The organism is Porphyromonas gulae DSM 15663 (assembly GCF_000378065.1).
GTDB lineage: Bacteria > Bacteroidota > Bacteroidia > Bacteroidales > Porphyromonadaceae > Porphyromonas > Porphyromonas gulae.
Genome location: NZ_KB899150.1, coordinates 9,437 through 30,622 on the forward strand (window position 1 = coordinate 9,437; position 21,186 = coordinate 30,622).

At 45.4% G+C, this 21,186-nt stretch carries 19 protein-coding genes and 2 tRNA genes; 6 read left to right on the top strand and 15 right to left on the bottom strand.

The genetic code is table 11. The features are described from left to right. The 3 genes from F452_RS10635 to F452_RS0101860 all read left to right on the top strand — a co-directional run. On the top strand, nt 1-1,061 hold a 1,061-nt coding region (locus F452_RS10635), incomplete at its 5' end, for an IS5 family transposase (RefSeq protein ID WP_018964565.1). A 504-nt stretch (nt 1,062-1,565) separates the two neighbouring features. Then, complete coding sequence (gene rprY, locus F452_RS0101855; RefSeq protein ID WP_026292103.1) at nt 1,566-2,297, top strand: response regulator transcription factor RprY; 732 nt, start codon at nt 1,566-1,568, stop codon at nt 2,295-2,297. Between the two features lie 107 nt (nt 2,298-2,404). Then, nucleotides 2,405-2,968, top strand: a complete 564-nt coding sequence (locus F452_RS0101860; RefSeq protein ID WP_018964567.1) for a GNAT family N-acetyltransferase — start codon at nt 2,405-2,407, stop codon at nt 2,966-2,968. Nucleotides 2,969-3,019: 51 nt separating this feature from the next. On the opposite strand, the gene F452_RS0101865 is transcribed toward F452_RS0101860, so the two are convergent. After that, nucleotides 3,020-3,955 carry a TIGR01212 family radical SAM protein gene (locus tag F452_RS0101865; RefSeq protein WP_018964568.1) on the bottom strand — a complete coding sequence of 312 codons (936 nt, stop codon included), beginning with the start codon at nt 3,953-3,955 and terminating at the stop codon, nt 3,020-3,022. Nucleotides 3,956-4,102: 147 nt separating this feature from the next. On the opposite strand from F452_RS0101865, the gene F452_RS0101870 reads away from it, so the two are divergent. Beyond that, nucleotides 4,103-6,442, top strand: coding sequence for a TonB-dependent receptor (locus F452_RS0101870; protein WP_018964569.1), 2,340 nt, complete (start codon nt 4,103-4,105; stop codon nt 6,440-6,442). Between the two features lie 253 nt (nt 6,443-6,695). Continuing rightward, nucleotides 6,696-6,768, top strand: a tRNA-Phe gene (locus tag F452_RS0101875). 164 nt (nt 6,769-6,932) lie between these two features. On the opposite strand, the gene F452_RS12395 is transcribed toward F452_RS0101875, so the two are convergent. Further along, on the bottom strand, nt 6,933-7,139 hold the full coding sequence (locus tag F452_RS12395; RefSeq protein WP_018964570.1) for a hypothetical protein: 207 nt from the start codon (nt 7,137-7,139) through the stop codon (nt 6,933-6,935). Nucleotides 7,140-7,318: 179 nt separating this feature from the next. Beyond that, the gene (locus F452_RS0101885; RefSeq protein ID WP_018964571.1) at nt 7,319-8,032 is read right to left on the bottom strand and encodes a hypothetical protein; all 714 of its coding nucleotides are present in this window, start codon (nt 8,030-8,032) and stop codon (nt 7,319-7,321) included. Between the two features lie 715 nt (nt 8,033-8,747). Between F452_RS0101885 and F452_RS0101890 the strand changes: the two genes are divergently transcribed. After that, nucleotides 8,748-9,452 (top strand): DNA alkylation repair protein, encoded by a 705-nt coding sequence (locus F452_RS0101890; RefSeq protein WP_026292105.1) that lies wholly within the window; start codon nt 8,748-8,750, stop codon nt 9,450-9,452. A 187-nt stretch (nt 9,453-9,639) separates the two neighbouring features. Here F452_RS0101890 and F452_RS0101895 read toward each other — a convergent pair whose 3' ends face one another. The 12 genes from F452_RS0101895 to F452_RS0101960 all read right to left on the bottom strand — a co-directional run bounded on the left by F452_RS0101895 (nt 9,640) and on the right by F452_RS0101960 (nt 21,069). Continuing rightward, on the bottom strand, nt 9,640-10,251 hold the full coding sequence (locus F452_RS0101895; protein ID WP_026292106.1) for a hypothetical protein: 612 nt from the start codon (nt 10,249-10,251) through the stop codon (nt 9,640-9,642). Between the two features lie 309 nt (nt 10,252-10,560). After that, complete coding sequence (locus F452_RS11100) at nt 10,561-11,214, bottom strand: hypothetical protein (protein WP_052114555.1); 654 nt, start codon at nt 11,212-11,214, stop codon at nt 10,561-10,563. Then, nucleotides 11,214-13,214, bottom strand: a complete 2,001-nt coding sequence (locus F452_RS0101905; RefSeq protein WP_018964575.1) for an ATP-binding domain-containing protein — start codon at nt 13,212-13,214, stop codon at nt 11,214-11,216. Before F452_RS0101905 ends, F452_RS11100 begins: the two co-directional genes overlap by 1 nt. A gap of 1,145 nt (nt 13,215-14,359) precedes the next feature. Then, nucleotides 14,360-14,436, bottom strand: a tRNA-Ala gene (locus F452_RS0101920). A gap of 55 nt (nt 14,437-14,491) precedes the next feature. Beyond that, nucleotides 14,492-14,887, bottom strand: coding sequence for a GtrA family protein (locus F452_RS0101925; protein WP_018964577.1), 396 nt, complete (start codon nt 14,885-14,887; stop codon nt 14,492-14,494). After that, complete coding sequence (locus tag F452_RS0101930; protein WP_018964578.1) at nt 14,853-15,608, bottom strand: hypothetical protein; 756 nt, start codon at nt 15,606-15,608, stop codon at nt 14,853-14,855. Before F452_RS0101930 ends, F452_RS0101925 begins: the two co-directional genes overlap by 35 nt. A gap of 166 nt (nt 15,609-15,774) precedes the next feature. Then, nucleotides 15,775-17,124 (bottom strand): dihydroorotase, encoded by a 1,350-nt coding sequence (locus F452_RS0101935; RefSeq protein ID WP_018964579.1) that lies wholly within the window; start codon nt 17,122-17,124, stop codon nt 15,775-15,777. Between the two features lie 10 nt (nt 17,125-17,134). Then, entirely contained in the window at nt 17,135-17,872 is a 738-nt protein-coding gene (locus tag F452_RS0101940; RefSeq protein ID WP_026292108.1) for a polyprenol monophosphomannose synthase, read from the bottom strand. Nucleotides 17,873-18,017: 145 nt separating this feature from the next. Continuing rightward, nucleotides 18,018-19,241 carry an FtsX-like permease family protein gene (locus tag F452_RS0101945; RefSeq protein ID WP_026292109.1) on the bottom strand — a complete coding sequence of 408 codons (1,224 nt, stop codon included), beginning with the start codon at nt 19,239-19,241 and terminating at the stop codon, nt 18,018-18,020. Between the two features lie 26 nt (nt 19,242-19,267). Next, nucleotides 19,268-19,603, bottom strand: a complete 336-nt coding sequence (gene rbfA / locus F452_RS0101950) for a 30S ribosome-binding factor RbfA (protein ID WP_018964582.1) — start codon at nt 19,601-19,603, stop codon at nt 19,268-19,270. 39 nt (nt 19,604-19,642) lie between these two features. Further along, on the bottom strand, nt 19,643-20,458 hold the full coding sequence (locus tag F452_RS0101955) for a 5'-nucleotidase, lipoprotein e(P4) family (protein ID WP_018964583.1): 816 nt from the start codon (nt 20,456-20,458) through the stop codon (nt 19,643-19,645). Then, entirely contained in the window at nt 20,455-21,069 is a 615-nt protein-coding gene (locus tag F452_RS0101960) for a thymidine kinase (protein WP_018964584.1), read from the bottom strand. Before F452_RS0101960 ends, F452_RS0101955 begins: the two co-directional genes overlap by 4 nt. Nucleotides 21,070-21,186 lie beyond the last annotated feature (117 nt).

The window sequence follows — 21,186 nt, forward strand, 5'->3', positions numbered from 1 at the left end:
ATGAGCATGTAACATTTGCAGACGCACTCCTTTCAAAGCGTTATCGCAAAGCACAAAACGACTTCCTCAATCAGATTGACAGGCTTATTGATTGGCGTCCGATTCGGACGCTGATCAACAAGAAATACACGAAGCGACAAAATGCCATCGGTGCCCCGGCTTATGACGTGATTCTCTTATTCAAGATGTTGCTTCCGGAGATATGGTACAACCTCAGTGATTGTGCTCTGGAGGAGCGTATCAATGATTCAATCACTTTTTCCCGATTCTTGGGGTTGAAAATGGAAGAGGTTTCTCCCGACCACAGCACCATCAGTCGATTTCGTTCGGCACTGACCGAACCGGGCCTGATGGACAAACTTTTGGTGCAGTTTAATAAGCAACTTTCCCTGCATCACATTTCGATAAGGGAAGGGGTGCTTGTCGATGCAAGCCTCGTGGAGACGCCATATAAACCCAATGGAAGCATTACGATTGAAGTCGCAGACGACAGGGAAGACAATCGGAGCGAGCAGGAAAAAGAGGCGGAGGAGGATTATCAAAAACAGGTTGTCCGTCAGCGTAAAGGGACGGATGAAGAAGCCCGTTGGGTGTACAAACAAAAGTGTTATCACTACGGATACAAAAAGCATTGTTTGACCAATGTTCAAGGCATTGTTCAAAGGGTGATAACGACTGCAGCAAACCGCAGTGATACGAAGGAGCTTATTCCGCTATTGGAGAGTATAAACATTCCACAAGGCACAGCCATCCTGGCGGACAAAGGATATGCTTCTCGAGAAAATCGTTCGTACCTGCAAACACATCACCTTCAAGACGGGATTATGCACAAGGCACAACGCAACAGGGCATTGACCGAGAAAGAGAAGCAACGAAACAAAGCAATCAGTCCGATACGGACTACTATCGAACGCACCTTTGGCAGTATTCGTCGGTGGTTTCATGGCGGACGATGTCGCTACCGAGGGCTTGCAAAGACCCATACCCAAAACATTCTTGAGAGCATCGCCTTTAACCTATACAGAACACCCGGGATAATTATGTCCTCATGTGTAGGATAAGACATAATTACCCTTGCGGAGCTCGTTCATGTAGCTCCGCAAGGGTGATTTACAAGCCCTTTTATCCCTTGCTTCCTCCCAAATTCTTCGCTCCTTTTATCCGAAGAATGCCTCTTTCATACATCTCCTTATTTTTCAAAGGTCTCATTCATGGAGGAGATTTTTCAGATTGTTTTTCGTCGAATTTGTTTCTAAAAGCAAGATTATTCACAAGAAAGCGTTTATTTTGCAACTTGTTATAAAAACATTATGCGATCAGTCCTGAAGAGAGTATTCTGTCTTTTTGCTTTATGAAGATAGAGCCGTCTATAGAGTATATATTGTTTTATTTTTTTCTTTGGACAGAACAATTAAACGTAAATTTTCGTTCTTATAGAGTGGGGATATAACAGAATAGAACATTTGAGGCGAAAAAAGAGCATGCGCACCACCAATCTCCAGTAAACTGGAGCTTCTTTTGTAGCCCATTAATATAAAAACAACTATTTTTTGGAGGAGAAGAAGATGGAAGAAAAAACAAGAATCTTTCTCTGCGAGGACGATAGTAATATCGGACCGCTCTTGAAAGAATTTCTCGAGACGAAAGATTACATCGTCGATCTTTATGGTGATGGAGAAGAGGGTTATTCCAACTACGTCAAGAATTCGTATGACATTTGTGTGCTCGACATCATGATGCCGCGTAAGGATGGCATCACGTTGGCACAGGATATACGGTTGATCGATCCGGATATGCCCATTATTTTCCTTAGTGCTAAAGCGAAGAAAGAAGATATTATCGAAGGATTCAAAATCGGAGCTGACGATTATGTCACCAAACCTTTCAGTATGGAAGAGTTGGCTATGCGTATCGAAGCCGTACTGCGACGCTCTGGTGCACGTTCGAACAAGTATATGCTCTACTACCGTATCGGTAAGTACTTGTTCGATACTCAGAAGCAAACCATCGCGATCGATGATCAGGTGACTCGATTGACTACCAAAGAAAACGAGCTGTTGGCCTTGCTTTGTGCCAATGCTAATGAAACCCTTGAGCGCAACTATGCCCTGAAGACGATATGGGCGGATGACAACTATTTCAATGCAAGAAGCATGGATGTTTATGTCACGAAGTTGCGCAAGCTCTTGAAAGGTGATTCTCAAATCGAGATCAAGAATATTCACGGAAAGGGCTATAAGCTGGTGACTCCGCTCAAAGAGAAGGAGTTACAAGAGGAGCTGATCAAAGAGGTCTAAAGAGCAACTTTCCGCCCCCTCTCCGTCTGGAAAGAGAATGAGGCTGTGCAGTATCCTGCTGTGCAGCCTTATCTATTCCTGATACATATTATATAGTACTAAAAACAATGCTTCGATTTTCTGACTTAAAGTCTTTCTCCGATGCAGATCGATCTGCAGTTATCCGATATGTATGGGAGCTGTACACGACTTCGTTTCCTGCAGAGGAGAGACGCTCGTATGACAATTTCTTACGTACGGTTCTTTCAGACCCATCTTGCAGCCTCTTTCTGATCGGGGAGCGTGATGTAGCGGAAGAGGCCAAAGGTTTTATCATTAGCTGGACTTTGTCGCCCGAATTGTCTTTTATCGAGCATTTTGCCATCGCTCCCGAATGGAGAAATCGTAATATAGGGCAGACTGCCATAGAAATGATGACAGCATTGGCTCTGTCCTCGGATTCATGTGTACTGCTGGAAGCTGAGCCTCCCCTGACGGAGATTGCCAGACGACGAATCGGCTTTTATGAAAGAGCCGGATTCGAAATTATTGATACCGACTATACACAGCCTCCGTATGAAGAGGACGGTAGGGGAGTGCCGCTGTATTTGATGGCTTATAATAATGGAGAGATTGACGCGAAGAGTGCAACGAAACTGTTGTATGGAACGGTCTATAATTGCCCCCGTTAATCAGCCTTTGGCAAACGCACCGATTCTTCCTGTAGAAATAGCGGAGGGAAATTATCCTTTCCAGTGCCGTCCCTGTATGATATTGCGTTCTTGAATGCGACGACGGATCAGGTGTGTGAACTCATGATTCTTCAATCCCCATTTCGGCATCAGGAGAAGTTCGGCCGGAGACTGTGATACGAAACGTTCAAGCACAATATCAGGACGCAGGCGTTCGATGAAATCAAGACACAGGTCGATATATTCCTCCTCGGAGTAAAAATGAAAGTCTGAGGGATTCTCTGCGTATTCTTTGGCCATGGCCGTACCTCGGATGATTTGCAGTTGATGCAACTTCAGCGTGGTCACGGGCAATGCCGATACCTCGTCAGCGTGCCTGAGTATATCCACCCTGCTTTCCCCCGGTAGTCCGAGGATCAGATGCACACCTACCGGCAATCCCGCCTTAGCCGTTCGCTCGATAGCTGCCATACTATCCGACCAGAGGTGTCCGCGATTCACTCGCCGGAGAGTGCTGTCCAGCGTACTCTCTACACCATATTCCACGAGAACAAATACTCTTTCCGACAAATCCTTCAAGTAGGACAAAAGAGAATCCGGCATGCAATCCGGTCGGGTACCTATAATAATGCCTACTACATTGGGGTAGTTCAGGGCTTCTTCGTACTTGCGGATGATCTCGGCTTGCTCTCCATAAGTATTGGTATAGGCTTGGAAATAGGCCAGGTATTTCATCTGAGGATACTTCCGAGCGAAGAAAGCTATCCCGTCTCTTAGCTGTTCCGACACGGAGTGGTGTCTCATGGCGAAGGCAGGACTGAAGGTCTGATTGTTACAATAGGTGCAGCCACCCCATCCTTTCAGTCCGTCTCGGTTGGGACAGGTGAAGCCTGCGTTGAGGGTAATCTTCTGTACCTTATAGTGTGGAAATACCTGCCGGAGGTAGTCGCCGAACTCTCTGTATCCTTGGCTTGGAGCTGTCATCATTAGACCAAAGATAGCGGATATTTTACCCTATTGATACAAAGCCATGCCAACCCATTCTCTTTTCTCCGCGCTCTTTGCTGCGAACGAATTGGTGTAGGAGGCGAATCTCTATTTTCAGGCCGACAAATTCCAATAGATTATTCCCTTATGAAGAAAAAGCTGTTTGCCATTTGCCTCTCTTTGATCGGTTTTCTGCCCTGTATGCAGGCTTCCACGGTTCATACCGAAGCGATCGAAAAAGAAACGGATAGTTTGTACTCACACATCTTGGACAAAGTAGTTGTCCTCTCTACCGGTACATTCATCAAGGAGACCAACGCCCTGATGAAGCTACCGGGGGCATATTCCATCCTGAACACCCGTCTTCTGGAGCAGTCCCGCATCACGTCCATTCCTGTATTGACGAGCTATGTGCCCAATCTTTATATACCCGAATACGGCTCCAAAATGTCGTCAGCCATGTATTTAAGAGGGGTAGGGGCTCGCAGTAGCGGACAGACCATCGGTATATATGTGGATGGAGTGCCGTATTTGAATAGAAGTTCCTTCAACTTCGAGTTGGCCGACGTGCAGGGAGTGCAGATCCTTCGTGGTCCTCAGGGTACTCTCTACGGCAGAAATGCCATGGCCGGCGTGATCAACGTCCATACCCGATCCCCGTTTGCACCCAAGCGAACGGAGCTGACAGGCGGTGCAGGGAGGAATGGCTTCTACAACTTCAAGGCCAAAGGCAATCTGCACATCTCGGAACGTATGGCCTTGGCTTATGCCGCCTATGCGGACAAAGCGGACGGCTACAATCGTAACGACTTCACCGGCAAATGGGCTGACGGGGAGAGCAATATCGGCGGACGTCTGAAGTTGGAAATGCACCCGGACGAAACCCTGCAAATGTCGCTTGGCGCGGATTATGACTTCGGCGATCAGGCTGCATTCCCTTATCGCAAATACGATGAAACCACCGGTGTGCTACACCCCGTAGACTATAATGACGAAGGACACTACCGCCGGCATATACTGACGTCGCGATTCCTGCTGAATAAAAAGTTTGTCCCCTTCACCATCAGTTCCGCCACGGGCTTCCAGCTCTTGAACGATGAGATGAATATGGATCAGGACTATACCCGGCTCGATTTGTTTGCCATTACACAGCGACAAAAGAACCATAGCCTGACGCAGGAATTTGCCCTGCGGGACAATTCTTCGGGTCGCTATCATTGGAGTGCCGGCCTGTTCGGATTCTATGATTACAATTCGCTCGACGTTCCTATCCTCTTCAAGAAAGATGGCATCCGCACCATGTTGCAGACGCAGTTCGACAAACTCAATGCCATGCCTCAAATCCCTGTCATCCTCACGGCGGATATGTCGAGCGATCTCACCCTTCCCGGACACTTCGACCGGCCTACGCTCGGAGCCGCCCTCTTCCACCAGTCCACGATAGACGACCTGTTCGTTCGCGGACTTTCTGCCACCATCGGACTCAGGTTGGACTACGAATACCAGCGATTCGACTACTACGAATCTGCTTCCTTTCCGATATTCGTTACGGTGAAAGCCACCGGCCAAACCTATCCCCTCAGTGTGCCGAGTGTGATGGAGGGCAGGGAGTCGAAGGCCACGTGGGAACTACTACCCAAATTCTCGCTCAAATACGCTCCGTCGGCTGACCTGACTACTTACTTTTCGATGGCAAAAGGTTACAAAGCCGGAGGATACAACGAGCAGGTCTTTGCCGACCTCATCATGCAACAGCAACAAAGCGATCTCATGTCCGCCGTCATGAACCAACCGTTCAAACCCGTGGTGGACAACGTGGAGCAGACGATCTCCTTCAAACCCGAATACAGCCACAGTTACGAACTCGGCTTGCACTGGAAGCCGCAGAAGCGGAGACTTGCCCTCGATGCCGCCCTCTTCCTTACCGACACGCGGGACCTCCAGCTCACCAGATTCGTGGACAACGGTACGGGGCGCATGATCGTCAATGCCGGACGCTCGCGCAGTATCGGCCTGGAGGCTTCGCTCCAAGCCCTCATCATGCGGGGACTGACCGTTACGGCCAATTACGGCTTTGCCCGTGCCGAATTTGTCGATTACACCGTGGAAAAGAAAATAGGCGGACAAGTGGTTTCGTTCGATTACAAAGGCAAACGCGTCCCTTTCATCCCCTTGCACACCTATGCCTTGGTGCTCCATTACGATAGGGCCTTCTCCGGTTCGCTTATCGATCGTCTCTTCTGTACGGTGGATCTCAATGGAGCCGGCTCCATCTATTGGAAAGAGGACAATACCGTGCGCCAACCGCCCTATCTGACACTGAACGGACGCATCGGTATCGGCATGGGCATGGCTACCCTTTCGTTTTGGGGACGCAATTTGACGGATACGGACTACACCGTCTTTTATTTCGAATCTTTGGGCAATAAGTTCAAGCAGCAAGCCAAACCGCTGCGCTTCGGCCTCGAATGCACATTCACTCTGTAATTCTACTTTCATGTAGAACCGAGTTGTGTAAAATTGGATCGTTGATCCGATTTGAAGCAATTCAGACCGAGAAAATCGGATCCGACCGGAATCGTACACTCGTAAGAAACCGGAACTTCGGAATCCCTTTCGTAGTCTTAATCCTAAATTTATCGCAACATCATGCTTGATACCGCATCGGGAAAGAAAAAAACAGCGATAAAATTTGGTGGTATCAAATAAAACGCTCATCTTTGCACCCATCAAGAGACAAGGTGCCATAGCTCAGTTGGTAGAGCAAAGGACTGAAAATCCTTGTGTCCCCGGTTCGATTCCTGGTGGCACCACAATAAATCCTGAAAACCAAGGACCTACAAACCAAGTACACGAAAGTGTACACGAAAACGCCCCGAAATACAGCATTTCGGGGCGTTTCTTTTATCATGTTGAACCTCTGTCAGGTATTTTCTTTTTTCTTTTTAGTAGCTTTTTGATTAGGCTCCTAATTGGGTTATGAAATAAGTATATCGAAACCGTAGGCAGGGTTGCCTACGGCATTCTGAGTCTTGGTGTACTTCTTGTTCAGTAGGGTGCGGATACCTCGCCAATCAACACAAGCATTGATTTGGCGTAGAAAGGAGTGCTTCATCCGGTCGCGACGAACCTGAGTATATACTTGTAGGAAGCCGGGAGCCGGTTCGGTTGGTTTAGTTGCCATGTTGATACAGTTAATTATGTGTAAATATGCTATTTATCAGTGATATACAACAACCACAACCCCTAAAAGACGCAAAGTGCCGTGCAATGGTCTCTACTAATGAAAAAACAGGGCAGACGTCTATCAATTAGCGTTGCCCTGTTTTTTTAGTCTTGTTTTAAAGAGGTTTCCGGTCTCTCTTACCACTGTAGGATGTGGTAGCTGATGCCCACGCCGAGGTAGGGGCCTACAGCAGGTACAATGTCTTTGCTTACGAGGTCGTAGCCCGGCATAAAGCCGATACCGGCCTGAATACCGAATCCCCATCTTTTGCGATTGCGATACTTCGTAATGGAGGGATCGATAAAGCTGTTGAGCTTGCTGAATGTCACGTTTTCATTCTTGCTGCGAGCGATGATCTGATAGTCTTTTGTGAAATAGACTTCGAGCGGAATGTCCAAGTTGTATGTGAATTGTTGCAGACGGATATTGTCCCGATGTATACGAACGAGGCTGTTGGCATTGATGGTCTGATCGGAGAAGGGGATGTTTACCAGACTGTCTAACGTGTATTCGATGATCTTGTCCTGATAAATGGTGTCCGTCACGACTACGCCTATATCGGAACCAGTCAGAATTTTCTTTTGCAGTTTCTTTTGCAATGACCGGATATTCTCATACATCTCATTGTTCAGTTCTCTCAATTCGCTGATAGTGGCGATAAACGATTTCTTTTCCGCATAGAGATTTCCATTGGCATCTTTGAGGTAACGAATGGAGTCCAATGCTGCTTCCACATTGTGCTGAGCGATCCGCAGCTTGTTACGTACATTTCTATTCCACAAGAAAGAAGTGATAAGCAGTATGGCGAGTACTGCGATGATTGATCCGATGGTAATGTTCTTTTTGTTCATATCCTATTCCGTTTAGTTGATTAATAATAGTTATCGAATTCTGAATGAAAAATTTCGTTTAGGAAGATGTCAAAATAATTTTCAGAGCAGTGGCTGTATCCGAAGTGAATCAGGCAATGATTATCACCATCAGTAGCAAATGATACCGGATAAGACAAAATCTACAACTTAATTTGTCCATAAGCTTGCTAATATCGGTTCCTTTTACGCAAATCTGATAAAAAATAATGTGAAAAGCAATTTTTTGTTGAATAAATTTATTCATTGTAAATCCCGGGGCTTGAGTAGCCGGCTTGGGGAGAAATCCCTTTGCAATTCATCATCATGGATTTCCTTCAATCTCCGGTGTAGGACGCCTCATAATCAAAGACATCATGGTGAGTGCAGGTGGTCTTGCCTCGTTGTATGGGATGTTCGGTACTATAATATGTTAGGGCCGAATAGATCGAATACGAACGACAGTGGGCTGTGCCGCAATGAACTTTCGCTACAGCCCTTTTTGAATTTGACAAAGGTGCCGACAGGGGAAATTCTATTTACTCTATAGCTACCGGTACGTGCTGAATAAGTCGGTAGCCGGAGTTGTCAAGGAGCAAATGATATTTATATTTGTTTGTATAAAAGGGGGAACCGATTAGGGAAAATAGACGTCAGAATCTCGATCTTCTTTGGAGTGCATCCAATGTTGCAGATTCTGAATTCAATATCGAACAAAATGGCAACGACGTATAGTATTACCGAAATGTTCGGCCGGAATTTGGCCGAATTATTATCAGATAAGATTATGATTGTATATCCCGATTTCGATCGGGATAGCTTCGTCCAAAGTGTTGAAAATCATGTCGTCGGGAAAACATATACCCGGCGAATCTCCATCTTCGCCTCACTGTTGAAAGAGCATCTTCCGGAAGATTATGAGAGGGCTTTATCCGTTTTGACAGGTATTTTGGGAGAAGAAAATCCCAACGAAACGGGAATGTTTACCCATTACTATTGGATCATGCCTATCGGGAAATTTGTCCAAGAATACGGTCTCGACCACTTTGAGCTTTCCATCAATGCAATCGAAGAGGTAACCAAAAGAAATACAGGTGAATATGCTATTCGTCCCTACATTCGGAAGTATCCGGCCGAAACCCTGAAGAAGATGCAGCGATGGGCTGTGTCTCCTAATTTTCATCTAAGGAGACTGGCAAGTGAGGGCCTGCGTCCCAAGTTGCCTTGGGCAACCAAATTGGACACTTTCATCAACAATCCCGAACCGGTCTTCCAAATATTAGAGCTTTTGAAAGAGGACGAGATTTTGTTCGTCAAAAAATCAGTGGCCAACCACCTCACGGATTGGCTGAAAGTGAATAGGGAAGCGGTAAAACCTATTATAAATAGATGGAGGGCCTCACAGAACCAGCATACGCAGTAGATCGTAAAACGAGCTACTCGAAAAATTGATGTTTGATAAATCCTATTCCTTTCTTACGGACACATATATCGAAGAAGTCTTCAGTAAGGAATATCGGTTTGGACTCATTCCTGATAAACACCTGTGGGAAAGCAGATGATAAGCCCGATAAGGTGATATTGAAAGGGATTGAGATCCAATATTTAATCTATTCGAATCGTATTGTGACGAGATAGTAATGGGGGATGCTAAAGTGTTCTCCTAACTTTTCGGGTGCAATACCCGATTGCACCACTTCGCAGTATGATCCGGAGCCGTCTTCATGAATTGTGGGAGTGATAATGGCGAAAATGGTATTTCGTTTATCGAGATCGACCGTTAATTCTTTTTCTTCACCGAAAAAATCTTTTACAGCATATTTGTCCGGATCATAGGGCAAGGTGGAGTAGAACTTTTGGCTTGCAAATTTTGCTCCTCTAATATAAGTTTTTAGTTTCCCTTCATTGATTTTGAAGAAAAACTTGATCGATTCATGCTCGGATTTGATCCGGAAATAGTCTGTTTCAGTACCGTCAAACAGGGTAGAGGTATTCACCCGTTTCCCTTCTTTGTATTCTTCCAAATCTATTATATAAGATTTTCCTTTCAGTAGTTTTCCTTGAAAGGTCAGCTTTTCGACATAAATGTTTTCAAAGTCGATTATATCTTGAATCTCTTCATTTCCAATTCCATAATGGCTTGTTACTTTGACCATTTCTTGTGCCGACAGCTGTTGTGATATTGTGAAAAACAACAGCAAGAAACTGATTTTTAATTTCATATATTGCTCTTATTAAAATAGGGGATAGTCGCTAATCAAATTCTTTTCTATGATAGTGTAGCACTATACATTGTTATTTTGTTTTCATAAAGTAGCGTTTTGTTTGTTCATATCTTATTGATTGTCAACTGTTAAGAAATAAATAATTCGCTGCTTTTCAAGCATAATATCCACGTTCTTTGGGCGTTTACCACTAATCAGAAAACAAATTCATTGGCCTTTTCTTACATCGAACTGGCGTTTTTAAGAGATAACTATTTACTCAGATTGGACTGCAAGGGATTGTTTCTGAAAATACTAAGATGTCTTTTAAAGATTGAGATAGAGGCAGTCTGTTTTTAGATCATGTAGGTCTTTGAACTGATCTTGCGTCATTAAGTTTTGTAAACCAAGTTTAAATGTTCCACCTTGAGAATAGTTTATGTCAATATGATATCTGGGATGTAGATTGCCATTTGCATTTTGTGGATCATGATCATAGCGCACATATGCTGGCTCATACTGAAGAATCTCTTCTATCAAAGTTACACCGATTTCTTGTTGTTCACTGCTTCGAAAGGGTTCTTCCTCAGTTATATAGTCATACCATAAGTCACTGAACGATATCCATCTATTTTGTTTAACCGAGTTATCATTAAGGATTTCCCTTACAGCCGAGAGCTCTTTATAACTTATCTCTTCTCCCTTTCTATTATAAATTGAAACAGATGCTTCTTCTCTCTCTTCAATATGGAAGGGATAGAAAACGCTCGCATATTTATTGGAATTATAGAATACGAAGAGACGGGCCATTTTGTCGATAACCACATGCACATATGGTTTGTCATGAATACAAGGATTCCCCCCTAAAAGACATTCTGTCACTTCAACGATTAGATGAATATAGTCTATTTGAGAGCGAATAGGCCTTTCTAATAGCCTCTCTTTCATATATCCAGGAATTCCACTGCTGAAAGACTTCATCACACATACTTTTTATTGGCATCAACCCATTCTTCTAGCTTATCGTCTTCCCATCCTTCGACTCTTGGGAGCTGACGAAGCATCTGTCTCAGATTTTCTTGTGCCGAATCAGGTATCTCACATCGATCAAATATTGTTTTTAGTCGATCATCCAAGGACAGAAGACGGATACTATCTCTAAATCGAGTCTGTATTTGCTCCTTCTCTGCACTACTTGGCTCTTTGATGACCATCTCTTTATCAAGATGTATCTGATCCCATCCTTCTTTCATCTCTGAGCAGAGTGCTGTTTGGGTAATGAGATAAGATTGTATAAATGATCTAGTGAGCATCGTATATAAAGCATTACGATAAATAATGCTGTTTCTTATTTCTCTAGTAACGCAGATGACGAAAGGAAATTCTAACCCCTTAACATTATTTCGATTACTTATCAAAAGTTTGTGAGGCTCTCTTTGTTTGGACTCATAAGCCTTATTTACCTCCCACTGAAAGGATTCATAAACTTCAGCTTCTATAGAAGATGCCAGTTCATAGATGTACTGCTCCGTATCGAGAAATATTATTCCTATGTCCTCTGGAAGTACAGTTGGGTGTTCTTCTTTAATCTCTTTAATAATATCTACAATAGCTAAAGAAATAATATCTACAATAGCTAAAGAAGGAGCTGTATCCACTTGTTTCATACGGACACTCTCAAAAGAATTATCCAAATCTTCGAATCTCCTAATCGGCTCTCTTGTAAGATGATACTCACCATTAACTACAGAGACTTCATAGCCACAATCCTCCCATTCTTTCTTTTCTAACCATCTAAGCTTGTGTTGCTCAAACAATCCCATTCCTAATGCATGGGCAAACATTAGAGTTTTAGGGTCTGTTCGATAGCACTTTCCAAGTAAGAAGTCTGGAGTAATATCTCTTGATATATTTTCATCGAATATGCTTTGAAATATATCTCCTGCCACATACACGGTCTTCTCTGTAACGGTCTCACAAAGTTCTATAAACTGAGAGGGAAAATCTTGACTCTCATCTACAAACATGTAAGTAAAGGCATAAAGCTGCTCCTCTTTTTGTGTGATTTGTTCTTTCGCCAATTTACAAGCACTCTCAAAAGACATTGATCTAAGCGAATAAAATGGAAGGCCATAAAATTCACATATGTATCGATATGCTCCCGAGTTTTCATCACGAGCACTCCCCCAAGCATTGACACACCATAGCCGCTTCCTCCATTCTATCTGTTGTTCAACCTTCATGAAGTTGAAAAACTGAGGAATCCTTGTACTTATTTCTGTTGCAAGAATCTTGTTATGACATGTGAAACAAATTTTAGCATTCTCGTCTTCGGTATAAAGTTCTTTTAGTTTGTGAAGAAGCAATTCTGTTTTTCCTGTCCCTGATAATCCTTGTATCCGAATCGTTTTTTTCTTTGGAGTTTCATATATGAATCTCGTTTGATCTGCATCAAATAATTGTATCTTTTGTTTAACCTTGTCTAAGGTTGTCTCAGGCACATTACTTTTAACTCTTTCAATATCATTGATACTACCGATCAAAAGAGAAATCAGGAGGTCAACATCTTTTATATCAGATGGATCTTTCAAAGAAAGGTCATCCCAAAATTGAATCACATCCGTTATAGGGGCTTCATGTACAGAAATTAGACGATCCTTCCAAACTCTGGGCCTTCCCAAAGCCCCCTTATAATCGTATCTATCTGAAATATATCCGATATCCTCGATAATATCTTCCACATGCTCATTGAATTGCTCTGACTCTGCTTCAGGAATCTTGAGAATCGCAATGCGATGCTTGGGCCTGAGAACAATTAAGGCCATCCCCTTTGGATAATTATCATATTTCTTTTGTTCCGCCAAGGGTCTATCCAGCACATATATCAGAGCCTTGTTGGTAGTCGCATATTCCTCAACTTGAGCGACAAACTCAGGCTTATTGACATCTAACTGAAGCTGTAAGTAAAAATAGTTACTCATTATCTGTGATATTTTATGGATGAAAAAGCTAAAAAGACTATGCAGACATTGATGCGGCAAAGATAATCATTCGATCAATCCAGAACCATGCATCCTAAATTTCAGGTCCAAGTATTTAGCATCAAAGGTATATTGCACTTGATACTTGAATATGTACGCACGCGAATTGAGCTTGTCAGTCAGTACCATTACTCGAGAGATTAAGCGTAACAGAACAGCGTCTCGCAAAGTCTACAATCCATGCTTTGCCCAAGAGCTAGCCGATGGGCACAAAGACCAAGTGCGCCACAAGAAGCGTGTCCCGGAGCACCTGAAGAGGAGGACTCTAACCCTTCTAAAGGAGAAGTAATGGTCTCCTATGCAAATCTCAGGATTCTTCAATCTAGAGGGTAAAAGGCTCTCTCACGAAATGATATACAAGTAGATTCGTGCAGATAAGGACAACAAAGGCTGCCTCTATAAGCATTGTCGTCATAAGCTTAAACATCGTTCTCGTCCTGTTGGTAGAGTATGTAATATTCCAGGAAGATTTAGCATTCACGAAAAGCCAGAAGAGGCTAATGGAGAGAGAGCGTATTGGAGATACGCATTGCGAATTTATAGAGTTTCCGGGAAAAATCACCCTCCGGTACGATTTCTTTTGTGGGAAGATGGTAGAAGGCAAAAATGTATGTCACAGTCAAAAATGACATCCTACAGAAAATATGAAATAAGTGGTTGATTCATAGCACTTTGTTTATTGACCAAAGAAAGCTCAAAATACTCCTGAAGCAAACTATATAGTTTGGTCAAACTAAACTATATACTTTGGTGAAACTAAACTATATAGTTTGGTGCAACCGAACTATATACTTTGGTCGAACCAAACTATATACTTTGATAAAGCCAAACTATATACTTTGGTTTGGCCATGGTTTTCAGCCTCTGTGGCAATGTCCAAAAGGGAGTTGGGGAAACGATGCAATTTCTTCCTAAACACTTCTAACACAATCACTTCTGTCTTTCGTAATTATGCTGATAGGGATCATTGGCTCTCGGCTTTTATTTGGGAAGATTGTCGGGATAGGGACAGGAGGAAAAATATCCGATGAGGACAAAAGAAAAAGGTGCAAACTGCATCGACTGCCGGTTTGCACCTTCTTTTTTGGTGGAGTATAGCGGACTCGAACCGCTCACCTCGACACTGCCAGTGTCGCGCTCTAGCCAGATGAGCTAATACCCCATTGGTTTATTGCGCTGCAAAGATAAGGAGTTTTCTCTATTGACCAAATATCGCACTACCGTTCTTTGCCGAATGTAATGAACTTATTGGCAAGGAAATTGATAATGGTGAAAAAGGCCATTCCTATCAGGTGGTTGTAATACTTGTCGTAGGAGGTGGAGTATTCGTTGAGCCACATCAAAAGTCCGTATTGGAGTGCATAGCATATTACGAACATAAGGATGAAGGGTACGAATGTCTGCCTCCAAGAGGTCCGGCTCCGGAATGTCCATTTACGATTCCAAATGAAGCTATTGATGAGTCCTGCTATATAACCGATGAGGTTGGCCGGCCCGTCTTTCATGCCGGCTACCTTGAGCAGCAGGAAGATTACAATCATGGAAATGAGCGTATTGGATACGCCTACGATACCATATTTAATTAGTTGCAGGAAGGTCGTTTTCTTCGGCATATTTCTTCAGAGCTACTTGGGCACCCTGTGGGGTAAGCAGTTGGGTATTGGTGATGATAAATGTGGTGGACAGAAAGTGGCCGAACTGATTGCACTCGGCGATGAAGGATGAGAAGAAGTTTCTCAGATCATAGTTGATCGGGACAAGGAAGGTCAGGAGCAGATAGTTGCTGTGCATCTCCAGTCGTTCTATTTCTCCGGATGCTTTGCCGATACGATATAGCAACTCCTTCTCTATCAGTTCTTCCTGATAGCGTTCGAAGTCTTGCAATTTGTCCGTATGGAGAAAGGCCATGAAGCGCATCATGCCATCATGGCCGCCCAGACCACTAGTTATGACCAGTTGCTTCTCATCTACCAGATCGGACAGGATACCTATGCGAGCTTCCAGCTGGGCCATCAAAGCCCAAGGCCTCATTGAGTCGGGAGCGGATTCGAGATAGCGTTCGATAATCCTGAATACTGTGATATTGCCTGTGATGGCAAGGCGGAGCAGAGTCATTTTCTTGATGTCGTCCGAAAGTATAGGATCGAACAATAGCTGCTCTGCATCTTGGACTTCGTTCTCGCTAAGCTGTATGCCACGTCTGCGCATCTCTGCCGACAAACGGAAATAAGAGGCTTGCAATTCTATCGGTATAGGCTCATCAAGCTGATGGACGTGTTTGAGAGCTTCTTCCGACAGGCCTTCGAGCGGTGATTGCTGTCTTTCTTCTTCCATGAGGATTGAGGGGCGAATGTTATACTGTAGCCGTAACCTGTTTAGAAGATGCTTATGGACTTGATCGCCATATTCGATACATCAACTGTCCGGCGTGAGCAATGATAGGCAAAGATTAGACAATATGCAAAACAAAACGGTACGACAAGAGAAGAATACGATTCTTCTATCTGTTGAAGAGTAGCGGATGTACCGTGGGCCGGCTTTCGGCCAAGCACCCTTTTGCATAAGCCAGGCATCCATTGACAAAAGTGTATGCGACGCTGTGACTGAAGGTGAAGCCCTCGAAAGGAGACCATCCGCAGAGGCTAAGTATATTATCGGCAGATACGGTGAGAGGAGATGACGGATCCACAAGTACCAGATCGGCATAGTAGCCCGGACGAATGTAGCCCCTCTTCTCTATGGCGAAGAGAGTGGCTGGTATGTGAGAAGTCTTGCTTACTATTTCTTCGATGCTGAATATGCCTTGATGGCAGAGTTCGAGCAAGGCGAGCAAGGAGTGCTGCACGAGTGGTCCGCCGGATGCAGCCTGCAAGCAACTGCCTTCTTTTTCTCTTAGCAGATGCGGGGCATGATCCGTAGCTATAATATCGATGCCTCCATTGCGTACGGCTGCACGAAGAGCCTCCCTGTCCGATTCTTTTTTGATGGCCGGATTCCATTTGATCTTGTTGCCAAGTCTGTTGTAGTCGGCATCGCTGAACCACAAATGGTGTACGCAGACTTCCGACGTGATTCGCTTTTGTGCTGCGGGTATATCGTTGCGGAAGAGACTCAGCTCTTTCTCTGTCGAGAGATGCAGGATATGCAGACGGGCATTCATCCTATCGGCCAGCTCCACCGCTTCTGCCGATGAGCGGTAACAAGCCTCTTCGCTACGGATGAGGGGGTGGAAATGTATGTCCAAATCATTCCCGTATTTGGCTTTGTAGTGCTCTTTGTTGGCTCGGATGATTTCCTCTTTTTCGCAGTGCGTGGCGATGAGCAGGTCGCATTCTCCGAATATTTTCTCCAGCGTATCCTTATTGTCCACAAGCATATTGCCGGTAGATGAACCGAGGAATAGCTTCAGACCGGGCACCAAATGCTTGTCCACCCGTTTGATCTCATCGATGTTGTCATTCGTGCCACCGAAGAAAAAGCCGTAGTTGGCCCATGCCGTATCTGCACCGATCTGCCTTTTCTCCAACAGTCGCTCCCACGTAGTGGTAGGAGGATTCGTATTGGGCATATCCATAAACGAAGTGACTCCCCCTGCTACTGCTGCCCGGCTTTCAGAGGCGATGGTAGCTTTGTGCGTCAGTCCCGGCTCGCGGAAATGAACTTGGTCGTCTATACATCCGGGGAATAGCCTCAGACCGCTACACTCTACGACTTCATCGGCAGAGAGATTGTCATCCGCAGGTAGCTCTCCTTCGATAATACGGGAGATAAATGCGCCATCGATCATCACCGAACCGAGGAAGGTCCTTCCCTCGTTGGTGATAAGTGCATTGCGAAGAAGAATTTTCATCTCTTTCGTACTATTTTCTTTTGGGAAATCCTTTGAATAAGTGCCAGTAGCGTAACTTGATTACGCCTGTGAAAGCTTCACCGAAAATGGAGGAGTTCATTTTCGACGTTCCCAAAACACGATTGACGAAGGTGATGGGAATCTCTTTCAGACGAAATCCGAGACAGTGGGCCGTGTATTTCATCTCGATTTGGAAAGCGTAGCCCTTGAAATGTACCGAATCAAGATCGATGGCTTCGAGAACTTCGCGGCGGTAGCAAACAAATCCGGCAGTCGTGTCGCATATATTCATCAGGGTTACGAGACGCACATATACGGATGCATAGTAGCTCATCCATACACGACTTTTAGGCCAGTCCTTGACGCCTCCGCCCGATACATAGCGCGAGCCGATCGCTACATCGGCTTCTCCTGTGGCACAGGCATTGTATAGACCGATCAGCTTGTCTACCGGATGGCTGAAATCACAGTCCATCTCGAATATATAGTCATACCCTCGTGCGATGCTCCATTTGAATCCGGCTATATAGGCCGTACCCAAACCCAATTTGCCTTGTCTCTCGATCAGATGAAGTCTTTCAGGATAGATGACCTGTTTCTCTTTGACGATCGCAGCCGTTCCGTCGGGCGATCCGTCGTCGATTATCAGAATATCGAAAGTTTTGGGTAGAGCGAAGACCGTTTCTATCATTTTGGCCACGTTCTCCCGCTCATTGTAGGTAGGGATAATAACTATACTGTCTGTCATCGTGTACTTTCTCCGAGTTCGTTTGCTGAACATCTAATCGGCATAGCCGGCACTCCTTTGCCACAAAGATACGAACTTTGATATACGCAAACACCTTATTCCAAAGCTTTTGCACATTGTCCTCGTTCCCGAATGAGGCCTTTCGTCAGCTGTTTTTCAGCCTGCGATTGATGAAATAGTGGACAGGATAATAGGCAGCTAAGTAGCTGAGTGTGAATATAGTCAGGAATATGATGACCAGATCCACTGCATCCATTCTGACCGGATATGCCACCGATCCCAAGCCCATTTGCAGGGTGATCAGGCCATACTGCTGCTGTAGCACACACAAGCCTATACCGATCAGAATGCCGATGGCTGCCCCCGTCATGGAGACGAGCAGTCCTTCTATCCGAAAGATACGAGAGATGGTTTGGGATGTTGCTCCCATTGAGTGAAGCGTATAGACGTCTTCTTTCTTTTCTATAAGGAGCATGGAGAGGCTGCTGACTATATTAAATGTAGCAAGCACAAGGATAAACAGGAGGATCAGGTAGCTCATCCACTTCTCCATCGCTACCAAGTGAGTGATTTCGGGATGCTGTCCGGCCAAATCGAGTACTTGGTAGCCGCTCCCAAGTGTCTCTTTTAGGCGGAGAGCCGTTTGCACTGCATCGCTACCCATTTGTAGCTGTATGGCCACGGCTTCTGCTTCATGCTCCGAATAATCGAGGAGTTTGCGCAGACTGTCTATGGAGAGGATGATGGAATTGTCCTCGAGTTGCAGGCCGGATGCAAATACCGAGCCTACCCGTCCTTGGAGCACCTTGAATGCACCGGCCGGAACAAGCGGATTGATCAGCCCGATACGACGGGGAACAATTATCTCTACGTCGTCTACAAAGCCTGCGCCGAGCTGCATTTCGGTTGCGATGGCTGCGCCGATATTCAGAGCCGTAGCTCCGGATAACGTATTCGTAGCGAATGTGCCTGCAAAGATGATGGAGTCTATCCTGACGGTTTGGGCGTAGCGATCGTCCACACCCATGAGAGAAACGGCCTGCTGTCGATACTTCGTCTTTACAAGACCTTCTCCGGTGAGGATAAAGCTGTACGAACCGATCCCTTCCGTTTCGAGAGCTGTGAGCAAAGTTTTATCATCTGCCTTTATCAGCGAATTGTCTGCCGAACGAATCATAAGAGGGGGATCCGTTACAGCCGAATGCGTCATGATCAAAGCTTCGTACCCATTGAAAATAGAGAGGATACAAACCAAGGCCGAAGAGACCACGCAGACAGCTATCGCTGAAACGAGCGAAACCACATTGACCGCACTGAATCTTTTGCGGGAGAACAGGTAGCGGCGGGCTATGAAAAAAGGAAAGTGCACAGCGTCTTTGATCGGGCGACCGTTTCTTATTTATTCAGCAGACGGTCTATATTCTCCAGATAATCCAGAGAGTCATCTATGTAGAATGTCAAATCCGGTATCTTGCGCAGTTGGGTACGAACTTGCTGCCCGAGGTCATAACGGATCGTCTTTGTATTGTGTTTGATGCTCTCAAGAATCTCGCTGCTCTTCTCGGATGGGAATATACTCAGGTGTATACGTGCGATGCTGAGGTCGGGGCTTACACGTACGTTCGTTACCGAAACTATTACGCCCGGCAGGGATTTGGCATCTCGCAGGAAAATTTCGCTGAGTTCTTTCTGAAGCAGTCTTTCTATTTTGCTTAGTCGTTTGTTGTCCATAGTGTGAGTCTGTCTATTCGATGTGTTTGCTTATGGGGGCTATCTGCTGCTCTGTGAGCGCAGTCGTTTGAGTGCTTTGTCTCTTTCGGGTAGCGGCGGATACTTTCCGCCGTACCATGCCGGTTCCCAAGATCCGTAGTTGGGATTGGGCAGCATGATGAATCGCCGGCCAAACTCCCCGGCTGTCAGGCCCAGAGCCTGTTTGCGTCCGGACTCTTCTTTGGTATTGAAGAAGTGGTGGAAGTCGCCCAGGTTGTCGCCTATGAGCAATACTATTTCATACCGTTCCTGTATTTTCAGCCGACGAGGTTCTTTGTCGGATGGCCCATGGGTCGTAAGCAGATGTTCTTCATCGGCAAAGGGAAATCCGTAGTGCTGAAGGTTCTGAAGAATTGCTTCGCGCAGATTGTCTCTGCGGTTGGTGACGTAAAAGACCTCGATCCCCTTGTTCGCTGTATGGAGAAAGAAAGACAAAGCACCTGCCAGCGTGTCGGCATCGGCCTGTGCACACCATTCTCCCCAAGTCTCTTCATCATAATCTTTGCCCCTGAGAGCCTGATACACGGAGTTAGGCGTATTGTCCAAAATGGTCTCGTCTATGTCTGTTACGATGGCATAAGGTTTGGCCCCTTGTTTGTGTTCTGCCGGTAGAGCGTCCACTCTTTCTGTGGCGATGTTGTATGCCTGAATGCAGAGAGCTTGATATTCGGCCGAACGTTGTATCCAGGCCGAAGTAAAGAGCTTTCCGCCGAGAGTCCACTGCGGATCCTGTTTGGTTACAGAGCAGCTGCCCAATGTCAGTACAAAGAGGGAGAGGCCGGCAATGATTGTGACTGTCAGATGTCTGCTGATCATATTGTCGAATGGATTTCTTCTGTTTGAGGGAGAGAACTGCATTTCCGATAGCAGGTTCTACACAGGGGGCTGTATTCGTTCAGTTCGCCCAGCATCACTTGCTGATCGCCTTGGACACGACGGAAAGAATAGCTGGCCAGACGGCCACATTCCACACACACGGCATGAACTTTGGTTACGGAGTCTGCTATGGCACATAAGCCCGGCATAGGCCCGAAAGGCTGACGCCGAAAGTCCATATCCAATCCGGCGATCACAACGCGAACACCCTGATCGGCCAATCGTTGGGCTACTTCCACAAGACCCTCATCAAAGAACTGGGCTTCGTCTATCCCCACCACATCCACTTGGGAGGATAGCAGCAGTATATTGGCCGAATTGTCCACGGGAGTAGAAGCGATAGCATTCCTGTCGTGCGAAACGACATCCGTTTCGTCGTAGCGCATGTCGATGGTCGGCTTGAATATCTCCACTGTCTGTCGCGCTATCTTAGCCCTCCGCAGACGGCGTAGCAGCTCTTCTGTCTTACCACTGAACATGGAGCCGCATATCACTTCGATACTTCCCCTGCGAATATTGTCGGCATGGTTGTTCTCTATTTCGTAATCCATCGGTCTGAATTTGATTCCGACCGTAAAGGTAGAGGTTTCCCCTTGAAGAGGTTATAAGGAATATACGAAAATGAGACTGAGCAGGGGGGTGCTTTTTTATGATGACGATTCTACTGC

What these genes read in the sequence shown, in the direction of transcription:
- rprY (WP_026292103.1), top strand. Translation starts at nt 1,566, where the DNA reads ATGGAAGAAAAAACAAGAATCTTTCTCTGCGAGGACGATAGTAATATC.
- F452_RS12395 (WP_018964570.1), bottom strand. Translation starts at nt 7,139, where the DNA reads ATGGCAACTAAACCAACCGAACCGGCTCCCGGCTTCCTACAAGTATAT.
- F452_RS0101865 (WP_018964568.1), bottom strand. Translation starts at nt 3,955, where the DNA reads ATGATGACAGCTCCAAGCCAAGGATACAGAGAGTTCGGCGACTACCTC.
- F452_RS0101940 (WP_026292108.1), bottom strand. Translation starts at nt 17,872, where the DNA reads ATGACAGACAGTATAGTTATTATCCCTACCTACAATGAGCGGGAGAAC.
- F452_RS0101960 (WP_018964584.1), bottom strand. Translation starts at nt 21,069, where the DNA reads ATGGATTACGAAATAGAGAACAACCATGCCGACAATATTCGCAGGGGA.
- F452_RS0101935 (WP_018964579.1), bottom strand. Translation starts at nt 17,124, where the DNA reads ATGAAAATTCTTCTTCGCAATGCACTTATCACCAACGAGGGAAGGACC.
- F452_RS0101890 (WP_026292105.1), top strand. Translation starts at nt 8,748, where the DNA reads ATGGCAACGACGTATAGTATTACCGAAATGTTCGGCCGGAATTTGGCC.
- rbfA (WP_018964582.1), bottom strand. Translation starts at nt 19,603, where the DNA reads ATGGACAACAAACGACTAAGCAAAATAGAAAGACTGCTTCAGAAAGAA.
- F452_RS0101955 (WP_018964583.1), bottom strand. Translation starts at nt 20,458, where the DNA reads ATGATCAGCAGACATCTGACAGTCACAATCATTGCCGGCCTCTCCCTC.
- F452_RS0101895 (WP_026292106.1), bottom strand. Translation starts at nt 10,251, where the DNA reads ATGAAATTAAAAATCAGTTTCTTGCTGTTGTTTTTCACAATATCACAA.
- F452_RS0101925 (WP_018964577.1), bottom strand. Translation starts at nt 14,887, where the DNA reads ATGCCGAAGAAAACGACCTTCCTGCAACTAATTAAATATGGTATCGTA.
- F452_RS0101905 (WP_018964575.1), bottom strand. Translation starts at nt 13,214, where the DNA reads ATGAGTAACTATTTTTACTTACAGCTTCAGTTAGATGTCAATAAGCCT.
- F452_RS0101930 (WP_018964578.1), bottom strand. Translation starts at nt 15,608, where the DNA reads ATGGAAGAAGAAAGACAGCAATCACCGCTCGAAGGCCTGTCGGAAGAA.
- F452_RS0101885 (WP_018964571.1), bottom strand. Translation starts at nt 8,032, where the DNA reads ATGAACAAAAAGAACATTACCATCGGATCAATCATCGCAGTACTCGCC.
- F452_RS0101870 (WP_018964569.1), top strand. Translation starts at nt 4,103, where the DNA reads ATGAAGAAAAAGCTGTTTGCCATTTGCCTCTCTTTGATCGGTTTTCTG.
- F452_RS11100 (WP_052114555.1), bottom strand. Translation starts at nt 11,214, where the DNA reads ATGAAGTCTTTCAGCAGTGGAATTCCTGGATATATGAAAGAGAGGCTA.
- F452_RS0101860 (WP_018964567.1), top strand. Translation starts at nt 2,405, where the DNA reads ATGCTTCGATTTTCTGACTTAAAGTCTTTCTCCGATGCAGATCGATCT.